The organism is Paenibacillus sp. SYP-B3998 (assembly GCF_010820665.1).
In the GTDB taxonomy this organism is placed as follows: Bacteria; Bacillota; Bacilli; order Paenibacillales; family NBRC-103111; genus Paenibacillus_E.
This window is the reverse complement of sequence record NZ_JAAIKC010000008.1, coordinates 68,918-88,402: the sequence shown is the minus strand read 5'-3', so window position 1 is coordinate 88,402 and position 19,485 is coordinate 68,918. Positions and strand designations below refer to the sequence as shown.

General features: G+C 46.3%; 22 protein-coding genes and 1 riboswitch. Of the genes, 3 read left to right on the top strand and 19 right to left on the bottom strand.

Annotated features, from left to right (window positions below):
• Nucleotides 1-3 precede the first annotated feature (3 nt).
• The 18 genes from cobS to GK047_RS19410 all read right to left on the bottom strand — a co-directional run bounded on the left by cobS (nucleotide 4) and on the right by GK047_RS19410 (nucleotide 16,824).
• Nucleotides 4-843 (bottom strand): adenosylcobinamide-GDP ribazoletransferase, encoded by an 840-nt coding sequence (cobS, locus tag GK047_RS19495; RefSeq protein WP_163950533.1) that lies wholly within the window; start codon nucleotides 841-843, stop codon nucleotides 4-6.
• A complete protein-coding gene (cbiB, locus tag GK047_RS19490; protein ID WP_163950906.1) occupies nucleotides 819-1,811 on the bottom strand; it encodes an adenosylcobinamide-phosphate synthase CbiB in 993 nt (330 codons plus the stop codon). Before cbiB ends, cobS begins: the two co-directional genes overlap by 25 nt.
• 27 nt (nucleotides 1,812-1,838) lie before the next feature.
• Entirely contained in the window at nucleotides 1,839-2,405 is a 567-nt protein-coding gene (gene cobU, locus GK047_RS19485; protein WP_163950530.1) for a bifunctional adenosylcobinamide kinase/adenosylcobinamide-phosphate guanylyltransferase, read from the bottom strand.
• 51 nt (nucleotides 2,406-2,456) lie between these two features.
• Nucleotides 2,457-3,497, bottom strand: a complete 1,041-nt coding sequence (cobT, locus tag GK047_RS19480) for a nicotinate-nucleotide--dimethylbenzimidazole phosphoribosyltransferase (protein WP_240344060.1) — start codon at nucleotides 3,495-3,497, stop codon at nucleotides 2,457-2,459.
• Nucleotides 3,498-3,529: 32 nt separating this feature from the next.
• Nucleotides 3,530-4,306, bottom strand: a complete 777-nt coding sequence (locus GK047_RS19475; RefSeq protein WP_205516882.1) for a heme ABC transporter ATP-binding protein — start codon at nucleotides 4,304-4,306, stop codon at nucleotides 3,530-3,532.
• 5 nt (nucleotides 4,307-4,311) lie between these two features.
• On the bottom strand, nucleotides 4,312-5,349 hold the full coding sequence (locus GK047_RS19470) for a FecCD family ABC transporter permease (RefSeq protein ID WP_163950524.1): 1,038 nt from the start codon (nucleotides 5,347-5,349) through the stop codon (nucleotides 4,312-4,314).
• A complete protein-coding gene (locus GK047_RS19465; RefSeq protein ID WP_163950521.1) occupies nucleotides 5,350-6,372 on the bottom strand; it encodes an ABC transporter substrate-binding protein in 1,023 nt (340 codons plus the stop codon). It lies immediately after the preceding gene.
• Nucleotides 6,373-6,530: 158 nt separating this feature from the next.
• Nucleotides 6,531-6,733, bottom strand: a riboswitch (cobalamin riboswitch).
• Nucleotides 6,734-6,796: 63 nt separating this feature from the next.
• Nucleotides 6,797-7,324 (bottom strand): hypothetical protein, encoded by a 528-nt coding sequence (locus tag GK047_RS19460; RefSeq protein ID WP_163950518.1) that lies wholly within the window; start codon nucleotides 7,322-7,324, stop codon nucleotides 6,797-6,799.
• 62 nt (nucleotides 7,325-7,386) lie between these two features.
• Nucleotides 7,387-7,653 (bottom strand): aspartyl-phosphate phosphatase Spo0E family protein, encoded by a 267-nt coding sequence (locus GK047_RS19455; RefSeq protein ID WP_163950516.1) that lies wholly within the window; start codon nucleotides 7,651-7,653, stop codon nucleotides 7,387-7,389.
• Between the two features lie 67 nt (nucleotides 7,654-7,720).
• Entirely contained in the window at nucleotides 7,721-8,926 is a 1,206-nt protein-coding gene (locus tag GK047_RS19450; RefSeq protein WP_163950513.1) for an aminotransferase class I/II-fold pyridoxal phosphate-dependent enzyme, read from the bottom strand.
• Between the two features lie 15 nt (nucleotides 8,927-8,941).
• Complete coding sequence (locus GK047_RS19445) at nucleotides 8,942-9,433, bottom strand: Lrp/AsnC family transcriptional regulator (protein ID WP_163950510.1); 492 nt, start codon at nucleotides 9,431-9,433, stop codon at nucleotides 8,942-8,944.
• 185 nt (nucleotides 9,434-9,618) lie between these two features.
• Nucleotides 9,619-9,909 carry a GNAT family N-acetyltransferase gene (locus GK047_RS19440; RefSeq protein WP_163950508.1) on the bottom strand — a complete coding sequence of 97 codons (291 nt, stop codon included), beginning with the start codon at nucleotides 9,907-9,909 and terminating at the stop codon, nucleotides 9,619-9,621.
• Nucleotides 9,910-10,056: 147 nt separating this feature from the next.
• Complete coding sequence (cysK, locus tag GK047_RS19435) at nucleotides 10,057-10,965, bottom strand: cysteine synthase A (protein ID WP_163950900.1); 909 nt, start codon at nucleotides 10,963-10,965, stop codon at nucleotides 10,057-10,059.
• Nucleotides 10,966-11,051: 86 nt separating this feature from the next.
• Nucleotides 11,052-12,377, bottom strand: a complete 1,326-nt coding sequence (locus GK047_RS19430; protein WP_163950505.1) for an MFS transporter — start codon at nucleotides 12,375-12,377, stop codon at nucleotides 11,052-11,054.
• 113 nt (nucleotides 12,378-12,490) lie between these two features.
• Nucleotides 12,491-12,991, bottom strand: coding sequence for a hypothetical protein (locus GK047_RS19425; protein WP_163950503.1), 501 nt, complete (start codon nucleotides 12,989-12,991; stop codon nucleotides 12,491-12,493).
• Nucleotides 12,992-13,147: 156 nt separating this feature from the next.
• Complete coding sequence (locus GK047_RS19420; protein WP_163950500.1) at nucleotides 13,148-13,567, bottom strand: DUF350 domain-containing protein; 420 nt, start codon at nucleotides 13,565-13,567, stop codon at nucleotides 13,148-13,150.
• 82 nt (nucleotides 13,568-13,649) lie between these two features.
• Nucleotides 13,650-14,330, bottom strand: a complete 681-nt coding sequence (locus GK047_RS19415) for a PspA/IM30 family protein (protein WP_163950497.1) — start codon at nucleotides 14,328-14,330, stop codon at nucleotides 13,650-13,652.
• A 130-nt stretch (nucleotides 14,331-14,460) separates the two neighbouring features.
• Nucleotides 14,461-16,824, bottom strand: a complete 2,364-nt coding sequence (locus tag GK047_RS19410) for an endonuclease MutS2 (RefSeq protein WP_163950495.1) — start codon at nucleotides 16,822-16,824, stop codon at nucleotides 14,461-14,463.
• A gap of 242 nt (nucleotides 16,825-17,066) precedes the next feature.
• Between GK047_RS19410 and GK047_RS19405 the strand changes: the two genes are divergently transcribed.
• The 3 genes from GK047_RS19405 to GK047_RS19395 all read left to right on the top strand — a co-directional run bounded on the left by GK047_RS19405 (nucleotide 17,067) and on the right by GK047_RS19395 (nucleotide 18,858).
• A complete protein-coding gene (locus GK047_RS19405) occupies nucleotides 17,067-17,435 on the top strand; it encodes a phage holin family protein (RefSeq protein WP_163950492.1) in 369 nt (122 codons plus the stop codon).
• Nucleotides 17,436-17,627: 192 nt separating this feature from the next.
• The gene (locus tag GK047_RS19400; RefSeq protein ID WP_163950489.1) at nucleotides 17,628-18,005 is read left to right on the top strand and encodes a cupredoxin domain-containing protein; all 378 of its coding nucleotides are present in this window, start codon (nucleotides 17,628-17,630) and stop codon (nucleotides 18,003-18,005) included.
• 160 nt (nucleotides 18,006-18,165) lie between these two features.
• Entirely contained in the window at nucleotides 18,166-18,858 is a 693-nt protein-coding gene (locus tag GK047_RS19395; RefSeq protein WP_163950486.1) for an SDR family NAD(P)-dependent oxidoreductase, read from the top strand.
• Nucleotides 18,859-18,935: 77 nt separating this feature from the next.
• Here GK047_RS19395 and GK047_RS19390 read toward each other — a convergent pair whose 3' ends face one another.
• The gene (locus GK047_RS19390; protein ID WP_163950483.1) at nucleotides 18,936-19,484 is read right to left on the bottom strand and encodes a CvpA family protein; all 549 of its coding nucleotides are present in this window, start codon (nucleotides 19,482-19,484) and stop codon (nucleotides 18,936-18,938) included.
• Nucleotide 19,485: the final 1 nt, after the last annotated feature.

Below are 19,485 nucleotides of genomic sequence, written 5' to 3'. Positions count from 1 at the left end.
CTTTCATGTTATACATACTGCAACTGCCACGAGAAGCAAAAAAGCTTCAAGCAGTTCATTCAAAGCGCCATATGTATCGCCTGTTAAACCGCCTAACTTGCGGCTAATATACACCGCTGCTAGATAACCTCCAAGGAAAGTTAGAACAAAGAATCCAATAACGAAGCTCCACGCAGGAACGGCACCCAAAAGAGCAGTTAACCTGCTATGTCCTATCGCAGCAGCAATCGTCGTGACCAATAGGGCTCCGACTGTTGATAATGCTACGTACCCCTTGGTCACTCCGTGAAATAAGCTCCCGAGACCCGACTCCCTTCTCGCATAAGGCCACCCATAAATCGCGACAACCATAAACCAGCGACTCCAGATCGGAATCATCACAAGGAAGAAACTTGCCGCTTTCCATCCTCCTTGTTCACTGCCCAACATGCTGAATAGGAGCGAAAACTTGAGAAGCAGATGCAGCACACATACGATAACGCCCATCGCCCCAACTCGACTATCTTTCATGATTTCTAGCATTTGCTCGAGAGGTCTGTGGCTTAAAATACCGTCCGCTGTATCCATTAACCCATCCAAATGCAATCCGCCTGTTAAAAACACCCACAAACCGAGCAGCAGCACTGCTGCTGGCATTGCGGGCATCATAAATCTCAACCCTTGTCCTGCAAAAAATAAAATAAGACCAATGACAAGACCTGCCAAGGGATAAAAAACAACGCTTCTTCGAAATACTTGTCCCGTATATTCAATTTGCACGGGGATTGGCAATCTCGTTAAAAACTGAAAGGCTGCTATCCCGCCATGCAGCCAATTATTTAGAGCCATGCGAGTAGAACGCATAGGAGGCCTCCCATCACCACAAAGCTGACGCCGTAGAGCATCCTTACGACGAGCACAATATCCCGCTGCGATCTCTCCCGCAGCGGCCAACCGAGTCGGGCGCGTTCGCTTGCAACGCCCCCATAGACATTCAGCCCACCCAGCTCAATTCCCAACGCTCCGGCTACCGCCGACTCTGGAATTCCGCTGTTAGGGCTGGGGTGCAGGTGTGCGAAGCAACGAATCGCTGTCGCTGATCGCTTCGCAGAGAGCCCCGGCTGCAGCAGAGCGACGAAAATAAGCAGGAGGCCGGTCAGCCGGGCTGGAATCCAATTCATTACGTCGTCCCATCGGGCCGACGCCCAACCGAAATGACGGTACTTGTCATTTCGATAGCCAACCATCGAATCTAGCGTATTCGATGCCCGATAGAACATCGCCAGCGGGGCGCCACCGATTAATGCGTAAAACAACGGCGAGATGACGGCATCCACGATATTCTCCGCGACAGTTTCCACAACCGCCCGCGTCATCTCTTCCTCGCCGAGCTGCTCTGTGTCTCTACCTACGATATAGCCCGTATATTTACGGGCTTCAACAAGATTGCCGCTGCGTAAAGGGGTAGAGACGAGAAACGCCGCGTCTTTCAATCCCTTAATGGCTATTGTTGTAGAGATGAGCCATGTAGAGACGATGTAGCCCAACCACTCGTTGATCGAACGAGCGGTCCAAACAAGTGCCAACACCATCAAGAAGCTGAGAAGAACAGTGGATACGGCTAGCACAACGCCCTTCGCCTTAAGTTGAGAGCCGCTATCGCTAACTGCCCGCCCCTCGCTCTCCTTACGCAGCTTGCTTTCGACCCAACGAATCCAGCGCCCTATGAAAATGACTGGATGTGTCGGCCACTTGGGGTCACCTATGATCCAATCTACACAAATAGCAGCTGCCGTCATCGCAACAATTTCCTGCCAAGAATACAACCACATTGCCATCACCGTTTCATACCTGCCGCTCTAGTCCAAGCGGTACGCCCATCTTTTTAATTCAATCGGTATGCCTGCCGTTACGAGAAATACTTCATCACAACACTCAGCCAGTCGCTGATTCATTTTTCCGGCTAAATCGCGAAAACTCCGTCCAAGTGGATATTCAGGTACGATACCGCTGCCCACTTCGTTCGTGACGAGCACCAAATGTCCACTGTAGGTGGACACTGTGTCAACAAGCGCATCGATCTGCTTGATCACTGAAGCGGCAGTATCTGGCTCAACTTCAAAGCGAAGCAGCCAATTAGAAAGCCAAAGCGTCAGACAGTCGACCATCACCACAGCTCGCTCGCTGCTGCCTGTCTCCTGTAATTGGAGCAAAAGCTCCCGCAACGCATACGGCTCCTCTCTGGTTTCCCAAGGGTACCCCGTTTCAAGCCTCATTTGCCGATGTAGATCGACCCGCTCCCGCATTTCCTCATCGTAGATTTGGGAGGTCGCAATATAAATCCCCTGCTCACTGCTGCGCATCGAGAGCCTTTCGGCGAAAGAGCTTTTACCACTTCGCGCGCCACCTGTAACTAGAATCGCCATGGCTTCCCTCCTACGAACTTTCCAGTTGGATACTCGATTTGTTAGCATCCATTAACCGCGCGAAACCCCTGCGCTTTCGAATGTAGCCATTTCCTTCATGATCTTGCCTGCGGCGTCGATCAGGTTGAAGCAAAGCACAGCACCTGTGCCTTCTCCTAGCCGCATGTCCATTTGTAGCATCGCCCCTAGGCCAACAGCTTCGAGCAATTTCGCATGTCCCTGCTCATGTGACAAGTGAGAGGCGAGCATATAGGAAGCGCTTAGCGGGGCTAATCGGCTCGCCACAAGCGCAGCTGCCGACGAGATGAAGCCGTCGATTACAACCGGACATCGGTTCTTCGCCGCGCCAAGAATCACCCCAACGAGGCCGGCGATTTCGAGTCCGCCGACTTTGGCAAGCACATCAAGTGCGTCCTCAGCGTTAGGCATATTCATTTCTAACGCCTTTTTCACCACCGATTGCTTATGCAGCCATTTCGCATCGTCAATACCTGTTCCCCGGCCTACGGCGGAGCCAACGTCAATACCTGTCAGCGCGCATAGAATCGCTGCGCTGGCCGTCGTATTGCCAATACCCATGTCTCCCGTCGCAAAGAGACGGTATCCTTTTGCAGCCAGCTCATCTACAACCTCTAAGCCAGCTTGAATCGCCTGTAGAGCCTCTGTTCGAGTCATGGCTGCTTCGCGAGCCATGTTTCGAGTACCTTTTCTAACCTTCCTCGATACGAGAGCAGGGTGCTCCATATCCGCATTTACCCCGACATCTACGCAGACAACATCAGCCCCTGCATGTCTGGCAAGAACGTTAACGGCAGCACCGCCGTAAACGAAGTTAAACACCATTTGCGGAGTCACCTCCGCAGGAAATGCGCTGATGCCTTCCTCGCAGACACCATGATCACCAGCCATAACGATAACAGCTTTTTTCTCAAATACAGGCATGATTTCTCCAGTAATCCCTGCCATTTGACGAGCGATGTCTTCCAGTTTACCTAAACTTCCCGGCGGCTTGGTTAGTTGATCCAAATGCTGCTCAGCTAAATGAACAAACGCTTGATCTATCGGCTTAATGCTTGCAATGATTTGTTCCATATGACTCACGTTTGCGTCTCCTATCCTATCCATTATTTGCCTGGCTGCAGTAAGATTTGTGGGGCTTTATTTACGGGGTGCCTTAAAACAATAGGTTCCGTTCCATACACCCTAGCAATTAAAGAGCTCGTAATGATTTCCTCAGGCGTCCCTACGGCTACTACTTTTCCTTGATTAACAACCATCAATCGGCTGCAATACTGCGCGGCCAAATTCAAATCATGAAGCACGGCAACAACAGTCAATTCCGACTCAAGCTGCCATTCCTTAATATAGTCCATCATCTGAATCTGGTAACCAATATCGAGAAACGTCGTAGGTTCATCAAGCATCAGGAGTCGCGGCTGCTGAGCCATGACCTTGGCAAGGGCAACACGCTGGCATTCGCCACCGCTCAGCTGCTCAATCGTTCGCTGGGCTAATGGAGCTAAATTTAATTTATCAATTATGCTTGCAATGAGCGTTTCTGCATCTAAGGAGTCTTCACCCATCCAGCTTTGGAAGGGGTAGCGTCCCATTTCTATAACTTCTCTAACCGTAAAACCTACGGGAGGCAAGGCATTCTGCTGAAGGACAGCCAACCATCTAGCTAATTCCTTCCGAGAGTAAGAAGATACGGCTTGCCCATTCAAACGGACACTTCCGCTTGCTACAGGATCGATCCCCGATATTAAACGGAGCAGCGTTGATTTCCCGCTGCCATTTGGCCCGATAATGCCAAAAAACTCTCCTTGCTTAATCTCAAAACTAATCTTATCTAGTACTTGCTGTCCTCTGAAGCTTCTGGACAACTGCTCAACTTCAATCATCCTAATCAGCCTCTTCGTATTTTCTTATCCTTATGAAGCAGGTAGGCAAAAAACGGAGCACCTAAAAAAGCCGTGATCACCCCAAGCGGAATTTCCGTTGGACTCAGCAGCGTGCGAGCTAACGTATCCGCCCATAATACATATATCCCCCCGCCTAACGCGGACAGCGGTATGATTAAACGATAATCCGGCCCTACTAGTAAGCGTACCAAGTGCGGTACGATGAGCCCGACAAAACCGATAATCCCAGCTACAGAAACAGCAGCTGCTGTGAGAAAAGTGCCTACGATGAGCACGATAAGCTTCGTTCGCTCTACATGCACCCCAAGGTGAGCCGCCTGACGTTCGCCAAGCGCCAACAAGTTAAGAGGCCTCGCATAACTGATGAGCATGACAAAGCCAATCAAAATGTAAGGAGACATCAGCGATGCATACGACCAACCACGCATAGCCAAGCTTCCCATTAACCAAAACACAATCTCGTTAATCACTTGATTTGAAAGAGATACCACGAAAGAGACAATAGCCCCTAAGAAAGCCTGCATAACTACGCCGGATAAAATCAATGTCTCCATTTTCAACTTTCCATCAATCTGAGCAAGCCGCAAGACAAGCAGCAGAGAAATGAGTCCTGTTCCAAAGGCTACAACAGGTATAGACCATTGACCGAACCAGGCATATTGCAATCCGAAGTAGATTAGAATGGATGCACCCACCGACGCGCCTGATGATACGCCAAGCGTATAAGGATCAGCTATCGGATTTCGTAGTACTCCTTGAAACGCCGCCCCAGCAACGGAAAGCGATGCGCCCACTAGAATGCCCAGTATGACACGCGGAAATCTGACCTTCATAATAATCTGGTCAGAGGATTGCGGCCAACTTATATGAATGTGATCTCCCAACAAGGGGATATGTTTAACTAAAATACTGGCAATCTGAAGTATGGGCAGCCTTGCTGTTCCAAGAGATAAACTGACTAGAATAGAAAGAAGAAGGAGTATAACGCCTACTCCTCCCCATAACATTAATTTTCTTTTCATTTATTTCACCAGTTCAGGATAAATGCCTTTCGCCATTTCAAGCAATCCTTCTGTCATTCTTGGACCTGGACGGCTTAGTAAATTTTGGTCAACGCCAATAACTTTCTTATTTTTAACTGCATCGATTTGATCCCATCCACTGCGTGAACCAATAATTTCATCCAGTGGTTTTTTTGTTTTATCATCTACAAACCCTTTTGCATACAAAATAACACTAGGGTTTTGTTGAATAATTTTCTCTTCGCTGATTTGATGCCAGCCGCTCGTATCGCTAGCCACGTTGACACCGCCAGCAATCTTGATCAGCTCATCCATAAATTCCCCGCTGCCCACAGTCCAACCTGGACTGAACTCAATGTATACCTTTTTCTTTAGATCAGCCTTAACATCTTTCACTGCGTCAACGACCTTTTGACGATCCGCTTTCATCTTAGAAACAACCTTATCCGCTTGCTCCTGACGGTCAGTAATAACTCCAAACGTCTGAATATCTGCAATCGCATCATCCAATGTTTTGGGCTCCACTTTGAACACATTAATGTTCATCGCGCGCAGTTTCTCCACCGTGTCGGCTTTCATTGATACGCCAGCAAAAACCACTCCAGCGTTCGCAGCAATTAATGCTTCTTGGTTAGGCTTAACAATCCCGCCCATTTTCGGCTTGGATTTGGCTGCATCTGGATAATCATCGAAATCCGATACCCCTACGATATTGTCACCCAATTCGAGTGCGAACAAGCCTTCTGTTTCTGCCGGTGACACAGACACAATACGGTCTGGGGCTTTATCAAACTTAAACTCTTTACCTGTTGCATCTTTAATTTTCAATGGATATTGTGTTTTCTTCGCAGCTGCCGTTGGCGCCGCTGTTCCCGCAGGAGCCTTAGTCGTTGTCGAACCGAGTTTCGCCGGATCTGAGAGTTCAGGCTGAGCTTCTTTCTTGCCGCAGCCTGCTAGACTCACCGCTGCTGCCAAGGCTGTCGCTAACAATATCGTTTGTTTCCAATTTTTACTATGTAACATTCATTTAATCCTTCTCTCATCTTTTTATGTTCAACTTGCCGTCCCCAATCAAAAAAGCCCCCTGGGTTCCTAAGGAACAGAGGGGACGATAAATCACGGGTTGCAAAACAACGAGCTGTTGCCTCCTGATTTAACGCAATCCTTTTCCACGAAGGATGTTGTAGACGGCACCACAGGCAGGTCTCCTGACTTTCGGGCATTAGCTTCCTTGCCTTCCCATTCCGCATGAAGCAGGACAGTGGCATTTCAAGGACATTTCCCGATTACAGTGGCGGGACCGCGCCGGATTCAAACCGGCTTCCCTATTAAGCGGCATGCTCACAAAGATGAGCTTGCCAACACCTATGGCTGCATAAATAAGTACGAATCTAATCTTATTGTCGATTATAGATGAGTTTCAACTGTTGTACAAGGTTCCTGCCCGCTACTTTTGAGCAATTACCTTGAGAACCTGTTTAGCTTCATTGATTTTCTCTGCATTTTGCGGAATGAAGGCAACAAGTCCTTTACCATCTAATCCCTGTTCTTTCATCCACTTGTTACCTGCAAGGGGAATCCCATAGAGGTGTTTCTCTGCTGGCTTCCCATCCTCTGCAATTTCAACGACACCATCTGGATATTCCTCTGGTTTAATTGTATCATCCAAAGGTACAAAACCAGCTTGCTTTGTCAGGGTTTGGAATTGTTCATCAGCTAGAATGAAAATGCCGTTGCCGCCAGCTGCAAGCTCAACAATCATTTTCTCCATCGAAAATATCGGTGAAGAAACAACTTTCACGGTTGGAATTTCACCGACCTTCGATTTGAGTGAAGCTCCCAACTTGTCCCCTAATTCACTAGGAAAACCGTTCTTTCCCATAATGAAAATAGATACATCTGGCTTTGGTCCACCGCAGCCAACTAGCATTATCATGAGTGCAATCATCGTGATGAGCAGCAGTTTCACTTTCATGTTGTGACAGTCCCTCCGTGTACGATCTCTAGCGTTCGATAGTCATGAGAAAAGTCGGCTCATCACCGACTCTTTTTCCCTTTATTCATATATTCGTTTATTTTGTGATCAAGGACAGTGCTTAATTCAACTACGGATGCCGATGTCATTTCTCTTCCATCCATCACCATCTGTTCTAGCATTCGTCTCAGAGAATGAATCTCTTCCTCTAAAGAAGTAAGGGAGTTGGATTTCTTCGCATGCTTGAACAACCAACGTCGTTCGGACTCATTTTCACGTATATGCAGATGGTTTCGGTACGTTGACAATTGATATTCCATAAAAGCCATGCTCACCCCTCCTTACTTCAAGAATACCAGTTTTTGTCTCCAATGAACATATTTTTTTACTGGATTTTTACAATTTTTTGAGGAAATTTCCGATTCTTTCGAGCGCTTCGTTCAATTGTGAGACGCTATATGCGTAAGAACATCGTAGAAAACCTTCTCCCCCTAATCCGAACACATCTCCAGGTACTGCAGCTACCTTCGCTTCGTACAACAAACGCTGTGCGAATTCGTCCGAAGTCATACCCGTCTTCACGATGCTCGGGAATGCATAGAATGCGCCTTGCGGTTCATGGCACTCTAACCCAATTTCACGGAAGCCTTTGACGATCAACCTGCGTCGCTGATTGTAGGACTCTATCATTCGATCCTTTTCTTCCAAACCGTTTGTCAACGCTTCATGTGCAGCTACCTGTCCCATAACAGGTGCGCACATTACTGTATACTGATGAATTTTGGTCATCGCTGAGATGAGCTCTGGGTGACCGCATGCATAGCCCATCCGCCAGCCTGTCATCGCGAAAGCTTTAGAAAATCCGCTAACCAAAATCGTCCGATCCTTCATCCCAGGAATTGAGGCGAAGCTAACATGCTTCTGACCATAAGTAAGCTCTGCATAAATCTCATCGGAGATGACGATCAGATCCTTTTCCTCAACAACCTTGGCTATAGGCAGCCAATCCTCATACGTCATGATGCCGCCAGTCGGGTTGCTTGGATAACAAAGAATTAATATTTTGGAACGTGGGGTCAACACCGCACGAAGAGACTCTTCAGTAAGTTTGAATTGATTTCCAGCCGATGTCTCAATCCCAACAGGTACACCGCCACTAATGCTTGTAATCGGTGAGTAGGAGATGTAACAAGGCTCTGGAATAAGAATCTCGTCTCCCGGTGTGACTAAAGCGCGAAGGGCCAAGTCAATGGCTTCACTTCCTCCAACCGTCACAAGCACTTCATCCCTAGGCTCATATTTCACCTTGAAGGAATTGTCTAAATAGTCGGCGATTGCTTCACGAAGCTCTGGAATCCCGGAGTTCGGCGTATACTTCGTGCGGCCGCGCTCCAACGAGTACACAGCTGCTTCACGAACATGCCATGGTGTCGAGAAGTCCGGCTCCCCTACACCAAGTGAGATGATGTCATCCTTGCTATTACTGACCAAATCAAAAAACTTGCGAATGCCCGACGGCTTAATCTCACGCACCGCAGGAGCGAGATAATCCGCCATCGACTTTGCCTTTACTTGCGGAATCGTTATGTCATCTTTGATCATAGCGTTATCTCTCCCTTACGGTGAGACGAGCATTCGGTGATCATCTTCCTGATCCTCGAAAATAATGCCGTCTTGTTTGTATTTTTTTAATATAAAATTCGTTTTCGTTGAAAGCACGCGATCAATTGGCGAAAGCTTATTGGATACAAAAGAAGCAACTTCTTTAAGCGAGCTTCCCTCAATTTCGACAAGAAGGTCATAAGCGCCAGACATTAAATAAACCGATCTTACTTCCGGATATAAATAAATCCGTTCCGCAATCGCATCGAATCCGCGTCCGCGTTCCGGTGTAATTTGTACTTCAATCAGGGCGGTAACCTTTTCGTCATCCACTTTGCTCCAGTTGACCACTGTCGCGTATTTGACGATGACCTTTTCCGCTTCCATCTCGCTTATCGCTCGCGCCACCTCGGCCTCCGCCGTTCCTAGCATCGTGGCGATCAGTTCCGCACTCCTGCGGGCATCTTCTTTCAGTAGTTCGAGAATTTTAAGCTTCAAAGCATCCATTGGTTAAACCTACCTTTCATTGATTTGTTAATCTGTCATCCTACAATCTTACAATGAACTGCTGTCCGAATTCAATTAGTGTGCTACCTAATAAGCAGATTATTTTTATAAAACAGATTTCTCCTCTATAAGCAAGCAAAAAAACCACAGGAATTAGCCCCATGGTCATTACAAATTACTTTAAGTTACTTCGCTAGCGCATGCAAAGACTTAAACTCGGCTTGCAGCAGCTTATGAACAGTCGTTTCAATTTGGCGATGACGGTATGCAGGACGCACATGAACATGCATGACATCGTCCATACAACCAATTCCGACAAGCACATTATCATCGTACACCGAAATTACACATTGTGGACTTTGAATATGCAAACTAGTTGTTTGAATACCAAATTTTATGCATTCATTTGTATAGATCTGTATAAATTCAGCAAGTTGATCTTTCTGCGGGAGTTCATTCACATAGGCTAACTTCAACGAAACAACCACCTTTCATCAATAACCTCTTTACCCTTATAATTATACTTATTACTGAATTTTTATGCAACATTCAGAATGTAAAAAAACAGTAAAGTCCTGTTTCTCCCTCAAGAGGGTACGGTCTTTACTGCATCCAGCAATTCCTTAAAAAATATCCATACTTAAATATCTTTCTCCTGTATCCGGCGCGATGCAGAGCACTCGTTTGCCCTCTCCAAGCCTGTGAGCCACTTGTAAGCCCGTCCATACCGATGCTCCGGCAGACGGACCAACCAGTATGCCTTCCTTGCTAGCGAGGTCTCTTGTGGTTTGTAGGGCATCTTCATCGGATACCTGAACGATTTGATCATATACGCTTGTATTTAAGTTCGCTGGCACGAAGCCTGGACTCGTTCCTACCAGCTTATGCGGTCCTGGGCTGCCGCCTGATAATACAGGAGATCCCTTTGGTTCTACAACGTATATCTGAATGTGCGGCAGCCTTTCTCTTAACACCTCGCCAGTTCCGGTTATGGTACCTCCAGTTCCTGAGGTAGCAACAAACGCATCGAGCCGCTCTTCCATCTGCTGGAGGATTTCAAGCGCTGTCGTAGTCCGGTGAATGCTCGGATTCGCGGGGTTCTCGAACTGCTGCGGAATATAGCTGCCAGGGATTTGATCCCTCAGCTCCACCGCTTTGGCGATGGCCCCAGGCATGCGCAGCGCAGCGGGAGTTAACACAACCTCTGCTCCATAAGCTTTCAAGAGGTTAATCCGCTCTTTGCTCATATTGTCGGGCATGATGAGAATAGCTTTATAACCTTTGGCAGCCGCATTCATTGCTAGGCCGATGCCCGTATTACCGCTTGTCGGTTCAATGATGGTAGCCCCAGGTCGAAGCAGTCCTGCCTTTTCCGCCTGCGTTATCAAATTATATGCTGCCCGATCTTTCACGCTGCCGCTGGGATTGAAATATTCAAGCTTCACATAAAGTTCAGCATCGCCTTCCTGCACGAGACGGTTAATTCTAACGGCTGGCGTGTCCCCAATAAGCTCTGCAACACTGTTAACCATTTTTTTATTTTTATGCGTCACGGGCCACACGCTCCTTTTCCCAATAACTTACTCTACACACATTTTTATCGGGAACGTTACGGATGTCAAGGTTTAATTAGCGTTAGTTGTTTTCTCATAAAATACCAGCTGATCAAAGGTGAACTTCCTATGATGAGCAAAAGCAGATTGATAACCAGTGGTGTAGTACTCCAAGATACGACGCCTATAAATAACAAGACTCCAAGCACACGGCCTACGTTCAGACCTAATTCTCGAAGTACAACATACTCTTCCCGCTGTTTTGCACTTGCTTCATCCGAACCAATAAGGTCAAAAACGGCTGATACCATAGGAACCGTATACAACGGAAGAAATAAAGAAGCACCCACGCCAAATAGTAAAAGTGTGGTAAAATTCACTTTCCAAAAAAAAGGCAAGATGACAGCTACCATCATCAATGCGCCTAAGAGCATCGAGCCTTTGCGAAATCGCGGTTTAATAAACTTCCCCACTACCCAAAAGCTAAGTAGTGAGACAGCCGACGTTATGAGCACAAATTTGCCTAAGCTCGCTTCACTGGACGTAGCTATGTAGACTAAGAGAGCAATCATGAAGCCGAATACGCCTTCCCTGAACCCTTGCGCGGCTAAAGCCAAGCTGACTCGCCTCCAAGGCGTTCCCGATTGTTTCAAACAACGAACGGGTAGTAACCATTCATAAGATCCTTGTACCTTTCTCTTTTTCAAAAAAAAGCTGACAATAACACCAAGAACAAAGATGCCTAATGAAATCGAAAAAATCAGGCGGTAGCCAACAATATCGCCAAGTCCCACAATGAGTAAACCAGATATCCACGGAGCTACGATCCCAGCACTAGAGCCTAATAAGCCCATCCACCCATTAAATCGATCTCGGTTATCTGGGTCTGTAACTTCAAAGTAAACAACATTAAATGAGATCCAGAACAAACCAGCTGATATCCCTTGCACGATCCCAAGCCAAATAAAATAATGAAAGCTGTTGCTGCCTAACCATAGTACAAGCATGTAGAAACACGCAGAAACCGCCATACCTACTCGCAGGCAGTTCATCTTATTATGTTCTTTGACCCATTTGCCGGCCAGCCAGAATGTAATGGCCATCGTTAAATGAGTAGTGAGCGTAAACCAGCCAATTAATGCGTAATCATTTTTGGCCTTCCACAGATATACGCCAACAAAGGTCCCAGATAGCGCATTCGCAGTTCCGAATAAGGTATGCATAACCAATAACAAGATGGCTTGCGCATCAAGTCTCCCCTTTCCTTTTGAATCCTGCTCTTTGGAGGCTTTCCCTGTCGGAACATTTCCCCGATTTCCAAAATAGTTAGTAGGGATCGCATCCTTTGTCCTCCCTCGATGAACTCGCTGCCCATTCTGATCCTGCTGCATTCGTCTACTCACCTTTCCCCTGGATAGAATCATTCTTGTTAAGCTTCCCCAACCAGGTGAAAATATAACGAACGCCACATAGAAAAACCGAATCCACGAGGATTCGGCTTGGCTTACTTGTCTTTAATTCGTTCTACCATCAAAAGGCGATCGGTATCAGATAACACTTTTTCCACTTTGAAGCAGGACGGGCATACGTACACGTGAAGTGTTACCGGAGCGGTTAGAAAAGCATTTCCTAAAGTTTTAGGAATGTGAGGTGTAAAGGAGCCTTGACTGATAACCTCTTTGCCAGCTAAAAGCAAAAATTCGTGGCAACCTGAACACTCTGGCGCTTCTTCCTGTTCATCCGAAATCCGTTGAATGGCTTCTCCATAGCTATCGAGAGGCTCATCAGAGTCATCCCAGGCCAAAGATAGATCTTCATCTGGCTCTGTTTGCTCATTCTCCTGAAAACGAAGCGGTTGGCCTGTTTGTTTGACAGTAAGTTTAATACTGCGATAATCGTTTAATTCATTAAAGCAGTGCGGACATTCGTCCTCTGGCCCTATCTCAGGGTCCCAAACAATCTCTGTTTGGCACCAAGGACAAACGACTTCCTCATTGGTACTCATTGCTTAATCCTCCACCTATTTCATGCATACTTCAATAAATAATAAACCCCTGCCGCCATAAACACAACTGCAATAGCAAACAAGGTACCCCAGAGGTATTTCATTGTTCAAGCCTCCACAACTTAATAGGGATGTGGTCTCTGTGTAGTTTGACTATTAGGTTACGCAGGCTCCAACTACATAGGAGAGAGAAATCGAAATCATCATAGAAAGCAGACCTACCGCTTTGTTGTCATTTTTTATTTCCTCATCAATTTTGAAATAAGGCGTTAAAAATTCAAATATGAAGTAAGCCACGAGAAGTAATACAAACCCGTACCCTGCCCAGATGAGCGAATGAATCATCGTGTCATTGTTCAAAATAGCAAATCGGAATAAATTACAGATCCCAAAAATCTTACCACCCGTAGCCATTGCCACGGAGATGTTCCCTTTTTTAATTTCAGCCCAATCATCATACTTGGTTACCAACTCAAACAGAGTAAGGAATACCACGAGTGCGATAACAGCTACGGTAAAAAAAGCGAGCGTAGACAAATACGGGTTGCTGAGCAATACATCCACCTCTTCGTTCATATCGACTCCTGCCTTCCCTTACAAAAGGTAGAAGAGACTGAGCTATACTCAGTCTCTCGCAGGTGCATACACTATTATATCATTAGGATTGTTTTTTTTCAGCAAGCTTTGCTTTCATAGCAGCTAACTCATCATCCACGCCACTATCGGATTTGTTAAGTTGATCAAGCTCATCATCTAGGCTGCGGCTTTTAGCGCGAATTTCTCCGCTAGCTTGTGCTTCAGCTTCCATTTGAAGAACTTTCTCACTCATGCGATCAAAGCCTTTAGCCGCATTGTCTGTACCGAAGCCGGACATTGCTTGATTGATTTGCTTTTGTGCTTTGGCTGTTTCAGCGCGAGCAATTAACAAATCTTTCTTGTTTTTCATTTTACCGAATTCATCTTTCATCTCAGTCAACTGATTGCGAAGTTGATCCGCATTCGTTTTGGCCATATCATATTGACGCTTAAGCTCATCAAAACGCTCTTGGTGTTCTTTTTTGTCTTGAAGCGCGCGACGAGCCAAATCTTCATTGCCTTGCTCCAATGCTTTAAGTGCTTGCTCCGAACGCTTTTCAACCATCTCTTGTGATTCTTCAAATTGTTGCTTGAATTTTTTCTCAATAGCGATTTGTTTCGCTACTGCAGATTCCGCTTCAAGGATGTCCTCTTCCATATCGCGAAGAAATTGGTTTAACATTTTTACTGGATCTTCTGCTTTGTCTAGCAAGTCGTTAACCGAAGCCATTGTCATGTCGCGTAATCTTTTGAAAATTCCCATTTGTAATTTCCTCCTAGTTTTGAACATCTATGATTGGGTGTTGCAAATTCTTTTTTGTTCACCGGTGTTTACACACATTACATACGTGTTTGCAAAGATAGGGTTTCAAAAAAGATCATAATTTTTTTTGTTATTTCATTTCGACGACTGTGACCCCGGCCCCGCCTTCGTTGTAATTGCCCATTCGATAGCTCTTCACATGCTTATGACGGCGTAAATATTCCTGCATCCCCGTGCGAAGCACGCCCGTCCCCTTGCCATGAATCAAGAAAACTTGACCAAGATTGCCTAAAAACGACTCATCGAGAAAGCGGTCTGCTTCTATCAGCGCTTCCTCCATGTTAAGGCCGCGCATATCCAATTCCGAACGAATGTTTTCATCGCGAGTTCGCTTCACGGTTGTTGCCGTTTGGTGCTGCTGCTTTTTCTGTGAGGCAGCGCCTATTTTTTCAAGGTCAGACAGGTTGACCTTCATCTTCATAATACCAAGCTGCACAGTTGCTTCTGTACTGCTGACGATCTCAACCACGTGACCTTTTTGACCAAGGTTCACGACACGCACTTCATCACCGGCCGCAATCTGCTCTGGCCGTTTCTTCACTGCGCGAGTTTCACGCTTCTCGCGCAGCTCCGGCGCCGCCTGATCCAGCTTGCGGCGCGCCTCTATCAGCCGGTGGTCCTTGACTCCACCGGCTTCCTCTTGCGCCATGCGCCGCAGATCGGCGATGACCTCGTCCGCCTCGCGGCGCGCCTTGGCGACTGCCTCGCGCGCTTCGCGCTCGGCCTTCTCGAGCAGCTTATCCTTTTGCTCGTGGAACTTGTTCGTCTGCGCCTCCAATTCAAGACGCAATTCTTCCGCTTCCCGCCGCAGCCGTTCTGCGCTTAAGCGCTCGGACTCGGCGATCAGTCGATTCTCCTCAAGCGAAGCGATCATGGATTCGACACGCAGATCCTCCTCGCCTACTTGACCGCGGGCGTGCTCAATGATTCGGCGAGACAGGCCGAGACGCTCAGCGATAGCAAAGGCATTGCTTCGTCCTGGAACGCCTACAAGCAAACGATATGTCGGACTAAGCGTCTGTACATCGAACTCCATACTTGCATTAATCGTGTTTTGTTTTTGATAGGCATACGCCTTTAGTTCAGAGTAATGCGTCGTTGCAATAATGCGACAACCAATTTGATGCATATAGTCCAAAATAGAAATCGCCAAAGCTGAACCCTCCGCCGGGTCCGTCCCAGCGCCGAGCTCATCCAGCAATACCAGGCTTTTGGGAGTCATATCTCGCAAAATGCTTATAATGTTCGTCATATGGCTGGAAAAAGTACTTAAGTTCTGTTCGATGCTTTGTTCGTCCCCAATATCCGCATAAATGGCGTCGAAAACACACAGCTGGCTTCCCTCCTCCGCAGGCACAAAAAGCCCAGACATCGCCATCAGGCTCAGAAGACCTACTGTTTTTAGTGAAACTGTTTTACCGCCTGTGTTAGGACCCGTAACAATAATCGCCGAGTAGTCATTCCCTAGCTCCAGATCAAGAGGTACGACCGCATCTGCTGCAATCAGGGGGTGGCGACCTCGCTTGATTTTAATGAAACCACGATCGTTAAGTCTAGGCTGAGTACCTTTCAGTTCTCTGGCTAAGCCAGCCTTGGCAAAAATAAAATCAAGCTGCGCCAAAAGCTCAACATCCATTACAAGCAAGTCGACTTGCTCCGCGACAAGCTCGGTTAGCGCGCGCAAAATCTTCTCAATCTCAACTTCTTCCTTAAGTTTGAGTTCTCGAATTTTATTATTCAACTGAACAACAGATTCAGGTTCGATAAATAGCGTTGCACCAGAAGCCGATTGATCGTGAATCATACCGCCAAAACTGGAACGGTATTCGGCTTTCACAGGGATGACGTAACGATCGTTACGAATTGTAATCAGTACATCCTGAAGCATCTTTTGAACGGATGAATTTCGAATCATCTGCTCTAGGCGTTCTCTAACTCTAGCCTCACCTGTTCTAAGTTCATTCCGCACACGTCCCAGTTCAGGACTTGCACTATCAACCACAACTGCGTTCTCATCAATGCAGCTGTTGATTTTATCTTCCAACTGCTTGTTTTCCGTCAGGAGCTCTACTTGATCCTTCAGCATCGGAACCGGATATTCCTCATGAACAGCAAGGACGAATCGCTTTAATCGCCTTGAACCAAACAACGTGGTAGAAATATCAAGCAGCTCTCCGGGGTTCAACATACCTCCGATTCGAGCACGATGCAGAGAAGCTCTGATGTCCCGAATCCCCCCAAAGGGCGCGTTACCTTTAAGTCTCTCCACGTTAACAGCTTCATCTGTAGCTTGTAAACGCAGTTTAACTACTTCGAACTCTCCGATGGGTTCAAGCTTCTCAGCTGCCTCTTTACCCAACGAAGTCTCTGCATGCTGACTCAATTTATATAAAATCTTCTGGTAATCCAATGTTTTAATAATTTTCTTGTTCAACGTCCTCGACCTCTTTTCTCTAGCTATATTATAAACCAAAGGGAACTGGATTAGCTACGGAGACTATCGTTTATATGGAAGATGCTGCCTCCCATATTATGAAAAGACGTAGGACACACTAAGCTGTGCACCTACTTCTCTTGCCAAAAAGGAGTCGCGCAAACCTTCAAAAGCACCAAATCCTGTTACAAAACGCTTCTTGTCGTGAGAAAAGTCTCATCACAAAAGAGGAGGTACCAAAGATGCATCTTCTTGGTCATGTTGTCAGGTTTATTGTATCTGCTTTGGTTTTGATGTTTGTCAGTTGGCTCGTGCCTGGATTTCAGGTCGGTGGATTCTGGAGCGCATTTTTCCTTGCCCTGGTAATTGCCGTAGCCGCATGGATCATTGAAGGGATCTTTGGCAAAAGAATTACTCCATTTGGCAGAGGAATCGTTGGTTTTCTTGTGAGCGCGCTGGTCATTTGGACAGCTCAATTCGTCGTTCACAACGTTTCCAGTAGTATGATAGGTGCAGTATTAGCCGCTTTGGTCATCGGGATCATCGATCTGTTTATCCCTGTCAAGACCCCTTTCGAGCAAGGTCTCACAGGTAAAGAAGATCATCATTGACCTGTACGCTTACGGGAAAATGATACCGATGGCAAAGCCCTAAAAAAGGTCGGCCTGCAGCGATTCTAATCGCCGGGCCGATCTTTTTCCTATGCATGTATCTCCTCATTCACTAGTTTGTCACTGCTTTTTTTTGAGCAGTCGTGTACAATGATGTTACATTTAAAATAGGATTTACGGAGGTTATCTATAATGAAAAAATTACTCGTTCTCCTAATGGGTATTGCTTTGGTTCTGGCCATTGCAGCTTGCGGAAACAAAGATAAAGCCGCAGCACCCAATGCAACTGCTGCAGCGCAAGCAGGCGGACAAGCAGTTACGCTTAAAGCCACTAATTTCAAATTTGATCAACCCGAATATAGAGTTAAAAAAGGGGAGCCGGTAACGATTACCCTTGACAACGCTCAAGGCATGCACGGTGCTTCAATTAAGGATTTTAAAGTAAATTTAAGTAATGGTACCAAAACGGTTACGTTTACACCGGACAAAGCAGGCTCCTTTCCCATCATCTGTTCCATTATGTGTGGATCAGGACACGCAGATATGAAATCCACACTAATTGTTGAATAAACTCGACTGCAACCACCTTTTCGCGGCATCTGCGTTGAGGTGGTTTTTTGTGGACTATAATATTTTCTCCAATTGTGTATAAGAAAGTCTAATTTCTCTTCCCGTTCCCCTTCTGCTACGATGAAGCTAATAGATTATGTATCGAGGAGGAGCATAGGCCATGGGGAAATTGAATGGAAAAACGGCCATTATCACTGGAGCCGGAAGCGGTCTTGGTCGGGCAATGGCACTTACTTTTGCACAAGAAGGAGCACATGTCGTTCTTTGTGGTAGAAGACTTCACAAGATCGAGGACGTTCATGAACAAATTACTTCTTTAGGTGGAAGCAGCCTTGCCGTACATGCAGATGTTTCTCAAGAGCCTGATGTAAAGAAACTTGTTGCCGCGGCCTTATCCTTCACGGGACGAATCGATATTCTTATCAATAATGCCGCTGTATTCGAAGCGGGACAAACACAAGAAACCTCCCTAGACAGCTGGAACTACCATATTGTAAACAATCTGACAGGCGCATTCCTTTTAATTAAACAGTGTTTGCCAGTCTTCGAAGCCAATAATTATGGACGAATCATTAACATTACTTCCGGGCTTGCTGTCAATGGAGCAGGCGGATTCGTAGCCTATAGCGCCAGTAAAGCAGGTCTGGAGTCTCTAACTCGTACGGTAGCAGATGAGATGAGCAGCAAAGACATTCTGTGCAATATGTTTAACCCAGGTACAATCCGTACGGAAATGCACGCAACAGGACGCGACCCTCTCGAAGTAACTTCGGATCTCATTCAACTTGCATCCCTTCCAGCTCAAAGCATGAACGGAGCACTCGTTGAAGCCGGTGCCTTCATAAATTCCTAGAACAAAACAAAATCATATACACAAAAAGAAACAAAAATAAAAGCTACCTCACCTTTTTAGAAAAAGGAGGGTAGCTTTTATGTGTGGATGCCTTGTTTCCAAAGCTCATGGAGCTTCCCAGCCACATTGGGCATTTCGTTGATTAAGTACGGGGCTATGGTCGAGCTTGCGAGGAGCTTCTGCAGTCCGTCCGAAGGAACAATTGTTATAATATTAATTGCAATAATTAAGATTAGGAGCGCTTCAGCCAGGCCTAGAAGAGCTCCACTCCATCGATTGATAAAGTTAAGGCCAGGAACTTTGGCGATCATGTTCAAGGCTCTGCCAATGATAACAAGTGCAAATTTGACCCCAAAAAATAAAATAGCAAAAGCAATCGCATTTAAGATATAGGTGTCTAAATTAAACCCTTTAACAATGAACTCATATTTCTGGTAATTCTGATAAGTAGGAAGCGAAACCGCATTGCTCAGCAGGGGCGCGAAATCCTTATAAAAGTAAAAGGCCACCAGATAGGCAAGTATGAAGCCAGCTAATGAGACAATTTGAGCAATAAAACCTCTTAAATAACCCAGCAGCAACCCTAGTGCTACCGCGGCCAACATCATATAGTCTAAGCTATTCATT

Excerpts from the sequence above, each read along its gene's own strand:
- cobS (WP_163950533.1), bottom strand. The coding sequence starts at position 843 with ATGCGTTCTACTCGCATGGCTCTAAATAATTGGCTGCATGGCGGGATA.
- cbiB (WP_163950906.1), bottom strand. The coding sequence starts at position 1,811 with ATGTGGTTGTATTCTTGGCAGGAAATTGTTGCGATGACGGCAGCTGCT.
- cobU (WP_163950530.1), bottom strand. The coding sequence starts at position 2,405 with ATGGCGATTCTAGTTACAGGTGGCGCGCGAAGTGGTAAAAGCTCTTTC.
- cobT (WP_240344060.1), bottom strand. The coding sequence starts at position 3,497 with ATGGAACAAATCATTGCAAGCATTAAGCCGATAGATCAAGCGTTTGTT.
- GK047_RS19475 (WP_205516882.1), bottom strand. The coding sequence starts at position 4,306 with ATGATTGAAGTTGAGCAGTTGTCCAGAAGCTTCAGAGGACAGCAAGTA.
- GK047_RS19470 (WP_163950524.1), bottom strand. The coding sequence starts at position 5,349 with ATGAAAAGAAAATTAATGTTATGGGGAGGAGTAGGCGTTATACTCCTT.
- GK047_RS19465 (WP_163950521.1), bottom strand. The coding sequence starts at position 6,372 with ATGTTACATAGTAAAAATTGGAAACAAACGATATTGTTAGCGACAGCC.
- GK047_RS19460 (WP_163950518.1), bottom strand. The coding sequence starts at position 7,324 with ATGAAAGTGAAACTGCTGCTCATCACGATGATTGCACTCATGATAATG.
- GK047_RS19455 (WP_163950516.1), bottom strand. The coding sequence starts at position 7,653 with ATGGCTTTTATGGAATATCAATTGTCAACGTACCGAAACCATCTGCAT.
- GK047_RS19450 (WP_163950513.1), bottom strand. The coding sequence starts at position 8,926 with ATGATCAAAGATGACATAACGATTCCGCAAGTAAAGGCAAAGTCGATG.
- GK047_RS19445 (WP_163950510.1), bottom strand. The coding sequence starts at position 9,433 with ATGGATGCTTTGAAGCTTAAAATTCTCGAACTACTGAAAGAAGATGCC.
- cysK (WP_163950900.1), bottom strand. The coding sequence starts at position 10,965 with ATGGTTAACAGTGTTGCAGAGCTTATTGGGGACACGCCAGCCGTTAGA.
- GK047_RS19430 (WP_163950505.1), bottom strand. The coding sequence starts at position 12,377 with ATGCAGCAGGATCAGAATGGGCAGCGAGTTCATCGAGGGAGGACAAAG.
- GK047_RS19425 (WP_163950503.1), bottom strand. The coding sequence starts at position 12,991 with ATGAGTACCAATGAGGAAGTCGTTTGTCCTTGGTGCCAAACAGAGATT.
- GK047_RS19420 (WP_163950500.1), bottom strand. The coding sequence starts at position 13,567 with ATGAACGAAGAGGTGGATGTATTGCTCAGCAACCCGTATTTGTCTACG.
- GK047_RS19415 (WP_163950497.1), bottom strand. The coding sequence starts at position 14,330 with ATGGGAATTTTCAAAAGATTACGCGACATGACAATGGCTTCGGTTAAC.
- GK047_RS19405 (WP_163950492.1), top strand. The coding sequence starts at position 17,067 with ATGCATCTTCTTGGTCATGTTGTCAGGTTTATTGTATCTGCTTTGGTT.
- GK047_RS19400 (WP_163950489.1), top strand. The coding sequence starts at position 17,628 with ATGAAAAAATTACTCGTTCTCCTAATGGGTATTGCTTTGGTTCTGGCC.
- GK047_RS19395 (WP_163950486.1), top strand. The coding sequence starts at position 18,166 with ATGGGGAAATTGAATGGAAAAACGGCCATTATCACTGGAGCCGGAAGC.
- GK047_RS19390 (WP_163950483.1), bottom strand. The coding sequence starts at position 19,484 with ATGAATAGCTTAGACTATATGATGTTGGCCGCGGTAGCACTAGGGTTG.